Origin of the sequence: Pseudomonas sp. Ag1 (assembly GCF_000278565.1) — a bacterium.
Taxonomy (GTDB): Bacteria; Pseudomonadota; Gammaproteobacteria; order Pseudomonadales; family Pseudomonadaceae; genus Aquipseudomonas.
Genome location: NZ_AKVH01000111.1, coordinates 116,456 through 130,204, shown reverse-complemented (window position 1 = coordinate 130,204; position 13,749 = coordinate 116,456). Strand labels below are relative to the sequence as shown.

Genomic DNA, 13,749 nt, shown 5'->3' with positions numbered 1-13,749 from the left:
TGCCCATCAGGAAAATCCGGTGCAACTTATTCCGATGAAGTGGCCTGGGGCATTCGCTTCAGTACCTGCCTGAACCCTTCCACCGGCAAGGGCCGACTGTGCAGATACCCCTGATACAAATGACACCCAAGCCCCTGCAAAAACGCCAGTTGCTCAGGGGTTTCCACTCCTTCGGCAATGACGTCCAGGTTCAAGCTGCGCGCCATGGCCACAATGGCGCGGATGATCTCCGCATCGTTGGGGTCATGGGTGGCGTCGCGCACAAACGACTGGTCGATCTTCAGCGCATCCACCGGCAGGCGCTTGAGGTAGGTCAGCGACGAATAGCCGGTGCCGAAATCATCCATCGCAAAACTCACGCCGAGCTTTTTCAGGCGGCGCATTTTGCTGATGGTGTCGTCCAGATTCTGGATCACGATGCCTTCGGTGATTTCCAGCTTCAGCAGGGTATAAGGCAGGTGGTGGGTGCGCAGGCTGCGTTCTACCCGTTCGACAAAATCATTCTGGCGAAACTGCCGCGGGCTGATGTTGACGCACAGGCTGAAGTTCAGCGGGTCTACCAGCCCCTCGGCAATCAACTGCGCGAAGGTGCTGCAGGCTTCGTCGAGGATCCAGGTGCCCACTTCAAGGATCAGGCCGCTGTCTTCCAGGACCTTGATGAATTCCGTCGGGGACTGTGCGCCCAACTGCGGATGTTGCCAGCGCACCAGGGCCTCGGCGCCGACGATGGTGTTGCCGCGCGCATCCACCTGGGGTTGGTAATGCACGCTGAACTCGCCGCGGGCCAGGGCCAGGCGCAGGTCGGTTTCCATGCGCAGCCGCTCGCTGGCGGTTTTCTGCATGCTGTTGTGGAACATCTGGATGGTGTTGCGCCCTGAATCCTTGGCCCGGTACAGGGCGATGTCGGCGCGCTTGAGCAAATCTGCCGGGGTTGAGCCGTGATCGGGGATCAGCGCCACGCCGATGCTCGGGGTGACTTGCAGGCGGTGGCCATCCAGGAACATCGGTTCGGATAACAGTTCGCGCAGGGTATCGGCCAGCTCCTGGACCTGAGTGCTGACTTGCGGGCGCGTGCCTTCCAGGCCGCTGAGCAGCACCACAAACTCATCGCCGCCCAGGCGTGCCACGGTGTCTTCCATGCGCACACTGGCTTCGAGGCGTGCAGTGACGATCTTCAGCACCGTGTCGCCGACCGGGTGGCCGAGGGAATCGTTGATGTGCTTGAAGTGGTCCAGGTCAAGAAACAGCAGGGCGCCCCGCAGGTTGTGGCGCTTGAGCAGGGCGATCTGCTGGCTCAGGCGGTCCATCAACAGGGCGCGGTTGGGCAGGTTGGTCAGGGGGTCGTGATAGGCCAGGTGGCGAATCTGCGCCTGGGCGTTTTTCAGCAGGCTGACGTCCCGGGCGGTCAGCAAAAGGCAGGGGGTTTCATTGAGGGTGATGGGCTCCACCGACACTTCAACCGCCAGCACTTCACCGCGCTTGTTGTGCCAGAGCATTTCCAGGTGATGAATGCGGCCCTTGATCTGCAACTCGGCCAATAACGCCGCGCGCTGGTTTTCATCGGCCCAGATGCCGATCTGGTACAGCGTCAGGCCGATCGCTTCTTCGGCGCGGTAGCCGGTGAGGCGGCAGAAACCGTCATTGACCTCCACGTAGCGCCCGGTATCGCGCTCGGTGATCGACACCGCATCGGGGCTGGAATGAAAGGCCTTGGCGAACTTCTCTTCGCTGGCCTTGAGCGCCGCTTCCGAGCGTTGTTGTTGGGTGATGTCCCGCAGGGTGGTGACGATGCAGGGTTGGTCGCTGACCTGGATCAGGCGGCTGGATATCACACAGTTCAGGGTCTGGCCGTTCTTGTGATGAACGGTGATTGCCACGTTGCTCAGGGATTGTTCGCGGATCACCTGCTCGATGCGCTGCAGGCGTTGGCTGGACTCCTCCCACAAGCCGATCTGCTCGGCGTTGTTGTTGAGCACCTCGGCGGCGGTCCAGCCGAAGGTCTGGGTGAAGGCCGGGTTGATCTCGATAAACTGGCCGGTCTCCAGGCGCGTCACGCAGATCGGGTCGGGGCTGGCGAGGAACAGGCTGGCGAATTTTTCTTCGGATGCGATCAGGCGCTGCTCACGTTCAACCTGGTCGGTGATGTCGAGCAGGGTCCCGGCCATTCGCAACGGTACGCCCGTGTCATCGCGATACAGGCGGGCGCGGCTTTCCAGGTAGCGCGAACTGCCGTCTTCCAGTTGCACGCGGTAGGTCAGTTGGTAGTTGCCCGCCGGGCCTTCGCGCAGGGTGCGGTAGGCGTTGCGCATGCTCTCGCGCTCTTCCTGGGGCATGCCTTCAAAGAAGGCCTCGAAGGATTCGTGGAACGGTTGGGGTTCCAGCCCGTGCAGTTGGGCGGCGCGGGCCGAGCCATAGAGCATGCCGCTGGGGATGTGCCAGTCCCAGGTGCCCAGTTGCGCCGAGTCCAGGGCCAGGTCCAGGCGTTCCTGGCTGTCCTTGAGGGCCTGCTCGGCATTCTTGCGCTCGGTGGTGTCGAGGAAGGTGCTGATCAGGTAGTCCTCGCCGTCCAGCTCGACTTTCTGGGCGCTGAGGGTGCCATCGTGGACCTGCCCGTTGCTGGCGCGAAACTGCACTTCCATGGTGATGGGGGCGCCTTTGCGCTGGGTGGCCTTGACCAGATGCGCGCGTTGTTCGGGGTGTACCCAGAGGCCCAGCTCCAATGTGCTGCGGCCAATGGCATCGGCCAACGGCCAGCCGAACAGGCTCTCGAAATACTGGTTGGCTTCGCTGATCAGGCCGTCCGCCTGGCGGGTCAGCAGGACCATCAGCGGGCACAAATGGAACAGGGTGGCGAAGCGCTTTTCCGAATGGCTGAGGGCGTGTTCGCGCTCGCGCTGGTGGGTGATTTCGCGGATCACCCCGATCATTCGCCGACGCCCGGCCTTGTCCGGTAGCAGGCTGCCGTTGATTTCCAGCCAGTGCAGGCTGCCATCGGGCCATTGGATACGGTGGTGCATGGCCTGGACAGCGGGTTCGCCGGCCAGCACCGCATGAAAGGCCCGGACCACCTTGGCGCGGTCCTCGGGGGCCAGCAGGTCCAGGTACTCCAGGTCTTCAGGCAGCGGCTGGCGCGGGTCGAAGCCGAACAGGGCCTGAGTGCCTCGGGACCAGCTGATCCGGCCGGTATCGATTTCCCAGCTCCAGGCGCCCAGCCGGGCAGCGTTGAGCGCCGCCAGCAGTTGCGGCGCGCTGTCCCAGCTTTGCTCCGCCTCCTGTGGGTCCAGGGCGTAGATGCGGGGCAGGGGTGGCACGGTATCGACGGGGTTGCGCATTATCAAAGGGCCTTGGCTCGATGGGCGTTCGGCGCGGGTTCCACGGTCTACGGGCCACGGCGATTCAAGCCTGATTCCCTGGCAGATCGACCTGTGCATCCAATAGGCTCATGAAAGCCCGCGCAGCGTTCGACAGCGTCCTTTCGGTGTGCACGATATAGCCTAGCTGGCGACTGAGCTGTATGCCCGGCAAAGCGATGCGTGCCACCTGGTCATCGAGCATGGTGCGCGGCAACACGCTCCAGGCAAGGCCAATGGAGACCATCATCTTGATGGTTTCCAGGTAGTTGGTGCTCATGGCGATGTTTGGCGTCAGGCCCTGGGCCTCGAACAGCCGCTGCACGATATGGTGGGTAAAGGTGTTGCCGCCGGGAAACACCGCCGGGTGCCGGGCGATGTCCGCCAGGCTGACGCTGCCGTTGCTGATCAGGCTGTGTTCCGGCGCCACCACGAAATCCAGTGGGTCGTCCCACACCGGGGTGGCCCGCACCAGCGTGTGGGGTTCCGGCGCCAGGGTGATCACGGCCACTTCGGCGCGGCCATGGAGGATTTCTTCGTAGGCCACTTCCGAATCGAGAAACTGAATGTCCAGCGCGACATTCGGGTATTCCCGGGTGAACGTGCGCAGGACCGGTGGCAAGCGGTGCAGGCCGATGTGATGGCTGGTGGCCAGCGTCAGGCGCCCGCTGACTTCGCCGGTGAGGTTGGTCAGGGCGCGGCGGGTGTCGTCCAGTACATTGAGAATCTGATACGCCCGGGGCAGCAGCGCCCGTCCGGCTTCGGTGAGGCCGACTTCACGCCCCAGCCGGTCGAACAGGCGCACCTTTAATTGTTGCTCCAGGCCGGCGATGCGCTTGCTGATGGCCGGTTGGGTCAGGTGCAGGCGTTCACCGGCACCGGAGAAGCTGCCGGTCTCGGCGATGGCGATAAAGGCATTGAGGTTGGCCAGGTCCATTGTGCTATTCCAGTTGGTAATCCAAAGCATAAAAAATATGAATTTGAGTTATTTAATGTAGCGCCATACCATCAGCCTCACAAGCCAAAGGGTTATTGAATCGTTCAAGGCCCGGGGCATAGAAACACCTGATGAGGACCGCGTGATGGCCGGCAAAACGCTTTACGACAAGCTTTGGGATTCCCATGAAGTGAAACGGCGCGATGATGGGTCGTCGCTGATCTACATCGACCGTCACATCATCCATGAAGTGACCTCGCCCCAAGCGTTCGAAGGCCTGCGACTGGCCGGGCGCAAGCCTTGGCGCGTCGACTCGATCATCGCCACCCCGGACCACAACGTGCCGACCACCCCGGAGCGTAAAGGCGGGATCGACGCCATCGTCGACACCGTGTCGCGCCTCCAGGTGCAGACCCTCGATGATTACTGCGACGAATATGGCATCACCGAATTCAAGATGAATGACGTGCGCCAGGGCATTGTCCACGTGATCGGCCCGGAGCAGGGCGCCACCTTGCCTGGCATGACCGTGGTCTGCGGTGACTCCCACACCTCTACCCACGGGGCGTTTGGCGCGTTGGCGCATGGCATCGGCACTTCCGAGGTGGAGCACGTATTCGCCACCCAGTGCCTCGTCGCCAAGAAAATGAAGAACATGTTGGTGTCGGTGGAAGGTGAGTTGCCTTTCGGCGTCACTGCCAAGGACATCGTCCTCGCCGTGATCGGCAAGATCGGCACTGCCGGCGGTAACGGCCACGCCATCGAATTCGCCGGCAGCGCGATTCGCGACCTGTCCATCGAAGGCCGCATGACCATCTGCAACATGTCCATCGAAGCCGGTGCCCGCGTGGGCATGGTGGCGGCGGACGAAAAGACCATTGCCTACGTCAAGGGTCGCCCGTTCGCACCTGCCGGTGCTGATTGGGACGCCGCTGTCGAAGCCTGGAAAGACCTGGTTTCCGACGCCGATGCGGTGTTCGACACCGTGGTTACTCTCGATGCCGCCCAGATCAAGCCGCAAGTCAGCTGGGGCACTTCGCCGGAAATGGTGTTGGCCGTTGACCAGAACGTGCCGGACCCGGCCAAGGAAACCGACCTGGTCAAGCGTGGTTCCATTGAGCGCGCCTTGAAGTACATGGGCTTGAAAGCCAATCAGGCGATTACCGACATCCAGCTGGATCGCGTATTCATCGGCTCCTGCACCAACTCGCGGATCGAGGATTTGCGCGCTGCGGCGGTGATCGCCAAGGGCCGCAAAGTCGCCTCGACCATCAAGCAGGCGATCGTGGTGCCAGGTTCGGGCCTGGTCAAGGCCCAGGCTGAAGCCGAAGGCCTCGACAAGATCTTCCTCGAAGCCGGTTTTGAATGGCGCGAGCCGGGCTGCTCGATGTGCCTGGCGATGAACCCGGACCGTTTGGAGTCGGGCGAGCATTGCGCGTCCACCTCCAACCGTAACTTCGAAGGGCGTCAGGGCGCCGGTGGCCGTACCCACCTCGTCAGCCCGGCCATGGCTGCTGCGGCTGCCGTCAACGGTCGTTTCATCGACGTTCGCGAATTGATCTGAGGAATACCCGATGAAAGCTTTTACTCAACACACCGGTTTAGTCGCGCCGTTGGACCGTGCCAACGTGGACACCGACCAGATCATTCCCAAGCAGTTCTTGAAATCGATCAAGCGCACCGGTTTTGGCCCGAACCTGTTCGACGAGTGGCGCTACCTGGACGTGGGCTACGCCTACCAGGACAACTCCAAGCGCCCGCTGAACAAGGACTTTGTGCTCAACGCCGAGCGTTACCAGGGTGCCAGCGTGTTGCTCGCCCGGGAAAACTTCGGTTGCGGCTCCAGCCGTGAGCACGCGCCGTGGGCCCTGGAAGAATATGGCTTTCGCAGCATCATCGCGCCGAGCTACGCCGACATCTTCTTCAACAACAGCTTCAAGAACGGCTTGCTGCCGATCATCTTGAGCGATGCCGAAGTGGATGAGTTGTTCCAGCAGGTGGAAGCCGATGTGGGCTACCAGTTGACCATCGACCTGGCGGCGCAGACCGTGACCCGTCCGGACGGCAAGGTGTATCACTTTGAAGTGGACGCCTTCCGCAAGCACTGCCTGATCAATGGCCTGGACGATATCGGCCTGACCTTGCAGGACGGCGATGCGATTGCAGCGTTTGAAACCAAACACCGGGCCAGCCAGCCTTGGTTGTTTCGCGACGCTTGATTCCATGTAGACCGGACTGGCCCCTTCGCGAGCAAGCCCGCTCCCACATTTGATTGCATTTCAACTGAAGGAACTCGGTCGAATGTGGGAGCGGGCTTGCTCGCGAAAGGGCCAGCAACAGCAACACAAAACCAGGGACATCATCATGACCAGCACCGCCCACACCCAAGTCGTGCAAAAGCAATTCGGCGAACAGGCCTCGGCCTACCTGAGCAGCGCAGTACATGCTCAAGGCACCGAATTCGCGCTGCTCCAGGCCGAACTGGCCGGGCAGGGCGCTGCACGACTGCTGGACCTGGGTTGCGGCGCCGGTCATGTGAGTTTCAACGTGGCACCGTTGGTCAAGGAAGTGGTGGCGTACGACCTGTCCCAGCAGATGCTTGACGTGGTCGCCGCCGCGGCCGTGGACCGTGGCCTGGGCAACATCCGCACCGTGCACGGCGCCGCCGAGCGCCTGCCGTTTGCCGATGGCGAATTCGACTTCGTGTTCAGCCGCTACTCGGCGCACCATTGGAGCGACCTGGGCCTGGCCCTGCGTGAAGTGCGCCGGGTGCTCAAGCCGGGTGGCGTGGCCGCTTTCGTGGACGTCTTGTCACCGGGCAGCCCGCTGTTGGACACTTACCTGCAAACCGTCGAAGTGCTGCGCGACACCAGCCACGTGCGTGACTATTCCGCCGGCGAGTGGATGCGCCAGCTCAGCGAAGCCGGTTTGCATGTGCGCAACAGCAGCCGCCAGCGCCTGCGCCTGGAATACACCTCGTGGGTCGAGCGCATGCGCACCCCAGAGGTATTGCGTGCCGCGATCCTGGAGCTGCAAAAGGCAATGGGCCAGGAAGTGCGCGATTACTTCGAGATTCAAGCCGACGGCACCTTCAGCACCGACGTGCTGGTGGTGTGGGCCGAACGCTGATTAATTTTTCCCGACCTGCCCACGGGCGGGTCGCTTGATGAAATGAGGAACCCATGAGCAAGCAGATTCTGATTCTCCCTGGCGACGGCATTGGTCCGGAAATCATGGCCGAAGCGGTCAAGGTGCTGGAAGTGGCCAACGCCAAGTACAGCCTGGGCTTCGAACTGAGCCACGACGTGATCGGCGGCGCGGCCATCGACAAGCACGGCGTGCCTCTGGCCGACGAAACCCTGGAGCGTGCCCGCGCAGCCGACGCCGTGCTGCTGGGCGCCGTGGGTGGCCCGAAGTGGGACAAGATCGAGCGTGACATCCGCCCTGAGCGCGGCCTGCTGAAGATCCGTGCGCAACTGGGCCTGTTCGGCAACCTGCGCCCGGCGATCCTTTACCCGCAACTGGCGGACGCTTCCAGCCTGAAGCCGGAAATCGTCGCGGGCCTGGACATCCTGATCGTCCGCGAACTGACCGGCGGTATCTACTTCGGCTCGCCACGGGGCGTGCGCGAGTTGGAAAATGGCGAGCGTCAGGCCTACGACACCCTGCCGTACAGCGAGAGTGAAATCCGCCGTATCGCCCGTGTCGGTTTCGACATGGCCCGTGTGCGTGGCAAGAAGGTCTGCTCGGTGGACAAGGCCAACGTATTGGCGTCCAGCCAGCTGTGGCGTGAAATCGTCGAGGAAGTCGCCAAGGACTACCCGGACGTCGAGCTGAGCCACATGTACGTCGACAACGCCGCCATGCAGCTGGTGCGTGCACCGAAGCAGTTCGACGTGATCGTCACCGACAACCTGTTCGGCGACATCCTGTCCGACCAGGCCTCGATGCTCACCGGTTCCATCGGCATGCTGCCGTCGGCCTCCCTGGATGCCAACAACAAGGGCATGTACGAGCCGTGCCACGGTTCGGCGCCGGACATCGCCGGGCAGGGCATTGCCAACCCGTTGGCGACCATTTTGTCGGTGTCGATGATGCTGCGTTACAGCTTCAACCTGACCGATGCCGCGGATGCCATCGAGCAGGCCGTGAGCCTGGTGCTCGACCAGGGCCTGCGCACTGGCGACATCTGGTCCCAGGGTTGCACCAAGGTCGGTACGCAAGAAATGGGCGACGCAGTAGTCGCCGCGCTGCGGAATCTGTAATCTCTCGGGCCCGCTTGCAGATGTTGCTGCAAGGCGGCCCACTTTTGAACAAGGTGTAGTTGCGATGAAACGTGTAGGTCTGATCGGTTGGCGCGGTATGGTCGGTTCCGTGCTCATGCAGCGGATGCTGGAAGAGCAGGATTTCGATCTTATTGAGCCGGTGTTTTTCACCACCTCCAATGTAGGTGGTCAAGGGCCGTCCGTGGGCAAGGACATTGCTCCGCTCAAGGACGCCTACAACATTGAAGAACTGAAGACCCTCGACGTCATTCTGACCTGCCAGGGTGGCGACTACACCAGCGAAGTCTTCCCCAAGCTGCGCGAAGCCGGCTGGCAGGGTTACTGGATCGACGCCGCTTCCAGCCTGCGCATGCAGGATGACGCGGTGATCGTGCTGGACCCGGTCAACCGCAAGGTGATCGACCAGCAACTGGACGCGGGCACCAGGAACTACATCGGCGGCAACTGCACCGTCAGCCTGATGCTGATGGGCCTGGGCGGCTTGTTCGAAGCCGGCCTGGTGGAGTGGATGAGCGCCATGACCTATCAGGCGGCCTCCGGTGCCGGCGCGCAGAACATGCGTGAACTGATCAAGCAGATGGGCGCGACCCACGCCGCTGTCGCCGATCAACTGGCTGACCCGGCCAGCGCGATCCTCGACATCGACCGCCGTGTGGCCGAGGCCATGCGCAGCGAGGCCTACCCGACCGAAAACTTCGGTGTGCCATTGGCCGGCAGCCTGATCCCGTGGATCGACAAGGAACTGCCTAACGGCCAGAGCCGTGAAGAGTGGAAGGCCCAGGCCGAGACCAACAAGATCCTCGGTCGCTTCAAGAGCCCGATCCCGGTGGACGGTATCTGCGTGCGCATCGGCGCCATGCGTTGCCACAGCCAGGCGTTGACCATCAAGCTGAACAAAGACGTGCCGATCGCCGATATCGAAGGGCTGATCAGCCAGCACAACCCTTGGGTCAAGCTGGTGCCGAACAACCGTGATGTCAGCATCCAGGAACTTAGCCCGAACAAGGTGACCGGTACCCTGAATGTGCCGGTTGGCCGTCTGCGCAAGCTGAACATGGGGACGCAGTACCTGGGCGCGTTCACCGTCGGCGACCAACTGCTGTGGGGCGCGGCTGAGCCGTTGCGTCGCATGCTGCGGATCTTGCTGGAGCGGTAATCGCTGCTGGTAATAAGAAACCCGCGTTCTGGTGACAGGCGCGGGTTTTTTATTGCGCGCTCGGGCCTCTTCGCGAGCAAGCCCGCTCCCACATTTGATCGCATTTCAACTGAAGAAACTCGCTCGAATGTGGGAGCGGGCTTGCTCGCGAAGAGGCCATCAGCCACACCACAACCCCCAGGTTAATTGCCTCACCCCCAGCCACCCGGTAAAGTGCCGCTCCCCCCGCAATGCCCGAGGCAGCCCCCATGACCCAGACCTTTGATATTGCCGTGATCGGCGCCACCGGCACCGTTGGCGAAACCCTGGTGCAGATCCTCGAAGAGCAGGACTTCCCGGTAGGCAGCCTGCACCTGTTGGCCAGCAGCGAGTCGGCCGGGCATTCGGTGCCGTTTCGTGGCAAGAACGTGCGGGTGCGGGAAGTTGATGAATTCGATTTCAGCAAAGTCCAACTGGTGTTCTTCGCCGCCGGCCCTGCGGTCACCTTGAGTTTTGCCCCGCGCGCCACCGCTGCGGGCTGCACCCTGATCGACTTGTCCGGCGCCTTGCCGGCCGATCAGGCGCCGCAGGTAGTGCCGGAAGCCAACGCGCAGATCCTCGATGGCCTGAAAAAACCTTATCAGGTCAGCAGCCCAAGCCCGTCGGCCACTGCCCTGGCCGTGGTGCTGGCGCCACTGCGCGGCTTGCTGGACATTCAGCGCGTCAACGTCACCGCCAACCTCGCCGTTTCCGCCCAGGGCCGTGAGGCTGTCAGCGAACTCGCCCGGCAGACCGCCGAGTTGTTGAATGTGCGCCCGCTGGAGCCGAAGTTCTTCGACCGGCAAATGGCCTTTAACCTGCTGGCCCAGGTCGGCAAGCCTGACGCGCAAGGCCACACCGCCCTGGAAAAACGCCTGGTGCACGAATTGCGCGCCGTGCTGGAAATGCCTTTGCTAAAGATTTCCGTCACTTGCGTTCAAGCCCCGGTGTTTTTTGGCGATAGCCTGACTGTGTCACTGCAATTGGGGGCAGCGGTGGATCTCGCTGCCGTCAACCGTGCCCTGGACTCGGCACCGGGTGTCGAGTTGGTGGAAGAGGGCGATTACCCCACGGCTGTGGGCGATGCGGTCGGTCAGGACGTGGTCTACGTGGGCCGGGTTCGTGCCGGTATTGATGACCCCGCGGAACTAAATATGTGGCTGGCGTCAGATAACGTACGCAAAGGGGCGGCACTGAACGCCGTACAGCTGGCGCAGTTGTTGATAAAAGGCCTTGTGTAAAAGATACTTGGCGGCAATTTGTAGATTGATTCTAGCCAAGCGCTATGCTTGGCCCCAAGCTGGAAAAATTGCGCGTCGGTGACCTATCGGCTCGCCATGCCTAATGGCAGCGGTTACCCACCTTCTCGCCGGCCGGGGAGTGTTCAAAAAGGATGAGGCTATGGTTCAAGTTCGCAAACTGGTGTTAGCAATAGCGGCCGCCTCGGCGCTGTCCTCCGGTATGGCGCAAGCACTGCAGCTTGGGGAGATGACCCTCAAGTCGAAGCTGAACCAGCCGCTGTCGGTGGAAATCGAGTTGCTCGATGTCGGTGGCCTGACCGCCTCCGAGATCACCCCCAGCCTCGCGTCGTCCCAGGCCTTTGTGGATGCGGGCGTCGATCGCCAGGCGTTCCTGAACGACCTGACCTTTACCCCGGTGGTCAATCCCAACGGCCGCAGTGTGGTGCGTGTCACCTCCAGCAAGCCGCTGCCGGATTCCTACGTGCGTTTCCTGCTGCAGGTGCAATGGCCCAACGGTCGCCTGATGCGCGACTACAGCGTGTTGCTGGACCCGGCCAAGTTCGACCAGTCGACCCCGGCCGCCGGTGCACCTGCACCCGCGCCACGCTTGAGTGCGCCTGCGACGACGGCTCCGGCAGTCACCAAGGCCAAGGAACACACCACGACTTCCCGTGACACCTTGTGGGAAATCGCCGCGAAAAACCGCAATGGCGCCTCGGTGCAGCAGACCATGCTGGCCATTCAGGCGCTGAACCCTGACGCCTTTATCGACGGCAACATCAACCGCATGAAAACCGGCCAGGTCCTGCGCCTGCCGGATTCGGGGCAAAGCACCAGCCTGCCGCAGCCCGAGGCGATTGCTGAAGTGACGGCGCAAAACGCGGCGTGGCGCGAGGGCCGCCGTGGCGGCAATCAGCTCGCCGGCAAGGCGCAGCTGGACGCGACCAAGCGTACCCAGGCGGGTAATGCGCCGTCGCAGACCAATACCAAGGACAATTTGAGCCTGGTCTCGGCCGAAGCGGCGAAGAAGGGCGGGAAGGGCGCGGCGCGCGACAGCCGGGCCTTGAACAACAAGCTGGCAGTGACTCAGGAAAGCCTGGATTCGACCCGCCGCGAGAATGAAGAACTGAAAAGCCGCATGGCTGACCTGCAAAGTCAGCTGGACAAGCTGCAGCGGCTGATTGAGCTCAAGAACAACCAGCTGGCCAAGTTGCAGACCCCGGGTGGCGCTGCGGCGCAGCCTGCTGCAACGGCGGCGATGCCGGCCGAGCTGGCTACACAACCGGCGGCGCCGGCAGCGGCAGCTCCGGCAGCAACCCCCGCGGCTGCGCCGGTCGAGACCCCGGTCAAGCCGGATGCGGCGCCTGCCAGCACTGAAGGTAAATTCAACGACCTGCTGACCAACCCGATCGTGCTGGGTGTGATCGGCGGCGCAGCGGGTTTGCTGGTGCTGTTGCTTCTGCTGCTGTGGGCCCGTCATCGCAATGCGCGCCTTGAAGAAGAAAAGCACCTGCGCATGGCACGGGCCCTGGCTGAAGAGCCGGAATTTGCGCCGAACATTGATCACGATCTGCCATCTGACAGTTTCGAAGGCCTTGATGTACCGCCGCCGAACGTCAAGCTGGCTCCAGCTCCAGCTCCAGCTCCAGCTCCAGCTCCAGCGGCGGTGGTTGCCCCGGTGATTGCGCCGGTGGTCGCACCTGTTGCTGTGCAGCGTCCGACCGACGCCCTGGCGCAAGCCCAGTCGCATATCGACCGTGGCCACCTGAACCAGGCTGCGGAAGTGCTGGAAGATGCAATCAAGCAAGAGCCCGCCCGCAGTGACCTGCGTCTCAAGCTGATGGAAGTCCACGGCTTGCAGGGCAACAAGGACGGGTTTGTCACCCAGGAGCGCCAGTTGGTCGCCAATGGCGACAACCATGCCCAGGTCGAACAGCTGAAAAGCCGCTTCCCGGCCATGGCCGTGTTCGCAGCAGGCGTCAGCGCTGCCGTTGCCGCTGCCGCTCTCGACGCCCAATACGTCAAGGACCTGCTCAAGGACGACCCGGCACCGCCTGCACCTGAGCCTGCGCCGGACGCGTTTGACACTGACTTCGACCTGAGCCTGGACGATCTGGAGGCTGCTTCGCCAGCCGTGGTCCGCCCGACGTCGGACGACGACCTGAGCTTTGAATCGGTGCTGCAACAGCAGGCCGAGGCCAAGGCCAGCGCGGAAGACCTCTCGGATTTCGACCTGGACCTGCAACTCGATCCACCCTCGTCGACCCAGTCAGACGACGACTTCCTCTCCGGCCTTGAAGACCAGATGAAGGACCTGCCGCCGGTAGAGCCGCCGACACTGACGCCGGCCGACCTGGACGACCTCGACCTGCCGGAGGATTTCGACCTGTCCCTGGCCGACGAGCCCGAGGCGCCCGCAGCGGCCAAGCCGGACGCGTTTGCGTCGGAGCTTGATGATGTCAACGCCGAGCTGGATCGCCTGTCGCAAAGCCTGGAACATCCGCCAATCGAACCGTCCTTCACCGCCGACGACGCGGCGTTGGGTGGCGATGAGCCGGAATTCGACTTCCTCTCCGGTACCGACGAAGTGGCCACCAAGCTCGACCTGGCGCAGGCCTACATCGACATGGGCGATGCCGACGGGGCGCGGGACATTCTTGGCGAGGTGCTCAAGGAAGGCGATGACGGTCAGAAGGGCGAAGCCAAGGAAATGCTCAGCCGGCTGGCTTGATACGCGTGGTAAATACAACGGCAGCCTTCG

The 13,749-nt window shown here is 62.6% G+C and carries 9 protein-coding genes; 7 read left to right on the top strand and 2 right to left on the bottom strand.

Going from position 1 to position 13,749, the window contains the following annotated elements:
• Positions 1-26 precede the first annotated feature (26 nt).
• Both A462_RS04140 and A462_RS04145 read right to left on the bottom strand, forming a co-directional pair.
• The gene (locus A462_RS04140) at positions 27-3,332 is read right to left on the bottom strand and encodes a bifunctional diguanylate cyclase/phosphodiesterase (protein WP_008438761.1); all 3,306 of its coding nucleotides are present in this window, start codon (positions 3,330-3,332) and stop codon (positions 27-29) included.
• 64 nt (positions 3,333-3,396) lie between these two features.
• Entirely contained in the window at positions 3,397-4,287 is an 891-nt protein-coding gene (locus tag A462_RS04145; RefSeq protein ID WP_003212656.1) for a LysR family transcriptional regulator, read from the bottom strand.
• 145 nt (positions 4,288-4,432) lie between these two features.
• Between A462_RS04145 and leuC the strand changes: the two genes are divergently transcribed.
• The 7 genes from leuC to A462_RS04180 all read left to right on the top strand — a co-directional run bounded on the left by leuC (position 4,433) and on the right by A462_RS04180 (position 13,719).
• Positions 4,433-5,851 (top strand): 3-isopropylmalate dehydratase large subunit, encoded by a 1,419-nt coding sequence (gene leuC, locus A462_RS04150; protein WP_008438759.1) that lies wholly within the window; start codon positions 4,433-4,435, stop codon positions 5,849-5,851.
• 10 nt (positions 5,852-5,861) lie between these two features.
• Positions 5,862-6,506, top strand: a complete 645-nt coding sequence (gene leuD, locus A462_RS04155) for a 3-isopropylmalate dehydratase small subunit (protein ID WP_003212660.1) — start codon at positions 5,862-5,864, stop codon at positions 6,504-6,506.
• 145 nt (positions 6,507-6,651) lie between these two features.
• Positions 6,652-7,416 (top strand): class I SAM-dependent methyltransferase, encoded by a 765-nt coding sequence (locus A462_RS04160; RefSeq protein WP_008438756.1) that lies wholly within the window; start codon positions 6,652-6,654, stop codon positions 7,414-7,416.
• Between the two features lie 53 nt (positions 7,417-7,469).
• Complete coding sequence (gene leuB, locus A462_RS04165) at positions 7,470-8,552, top strand: 3-isopropylmalate dehydrogenase (protein ID WP_003212664.1); 1,083 nt, start codon at positions 7,470-7,472, stop codon at positions 8,550-8,552.
• A 64-nt stretch (positions 8,553-8,616) separates the two neighbouring features.
• Positions 8,617-9,729, top strand: a complete 1,113-nt coding sequence (asd, locus tag A462_RS04170) for an aspartate-semialdehyde dehydrogenase (protein WP_008438748.1) — start codon at positions 8,617-8,619, stop codon at positions 9,727-9,729.
• 248 nt (positions 9,730-9,977) lie between these two features.
• On the top strand, positions 9,978-10,988 hold the full coding sequence (locus tag A462_RS04175) for an aspartate-semialdehyde dehydrogenase (RefSeq protein WP_008438747.1): 1,011 nt from the start codon (positions 9,978-9,980) through the stop codon (positions 10,986-10,988).
• Positions 10,989-11,148: 160 nt separating this feature from the next.
• On the top strand, positions 11,149-13,719 hold the full coding sequence (locus A462_RS04180) for a FimV/HubP family polar landmark protein (protein ID WP_008438746.1): 2,571 nt from the start codon (positions 11,149-11,151) through the stop codon (positions 13,717-13,719).
• Positions 13,720-13,749: the final 30 nt, after the last annotated feature.

Coding starts and splice junctions, on each gene's coding strand:
- leuC (WP_008438759.1), top strand. CDS start 4,433: ATGGCCGGCAAAACGCTTTACGACAAGCTTTGGGATTCCCATGAAGTG.
- asd (WP_008438748.1), top strand. CDS start 8,617: ATGAAACGTGTAGGTCTGATCGGTTGGCGCGGTATGGTCGGTTCCGTG.
- A462_RS04160 (WP_008438756.1), top strand. CDS start 6,652: ATGACCAGCACCGCCCACACCCAAGTCGTGCAAAAGCAATTCGGCGAA.
- leuD (WP_003212660.1), top strand. CDS start 5,862: ATGAAAGCTTTTACTCAACACACCGGTTTAGTCGCGCCGTTGGACCGT.
- A462_RS04175 (WP_008438747.1), top strand. CDS start 9,978: ATGACCCAGACCTTTGATATTGCCGTGATCGGCGCCACCGGCACCGTT.
- A462_RS04140 (WP_008438761.1), bottom strand. CDS start 3,332: ATGCGCAACCCCGTCGATACCGTGCCACCCCTGCCCCGCATCTACGCC.
- leuB (WP_003212664.1), top strand. CDS start 7,470: ATGAGCAAGCAGATTCTGATTCTCCCTGGCGACGGCATTGGTCCGGAA.
- A462_RS04180 (WP_008438746.1), top strand. CDS start 11,149: ATGGTTCAAGTTCGCAAACTGGTGTTAGCAATAGCGGCCGCCTCGGCG.
- A462_RS04145 (WP_003212656.1), bottom strand. CDS start 4,287: ATGGACCTGGCCAACCTCAATGCCTTTATCGCCATCGCCGAGACCGGC.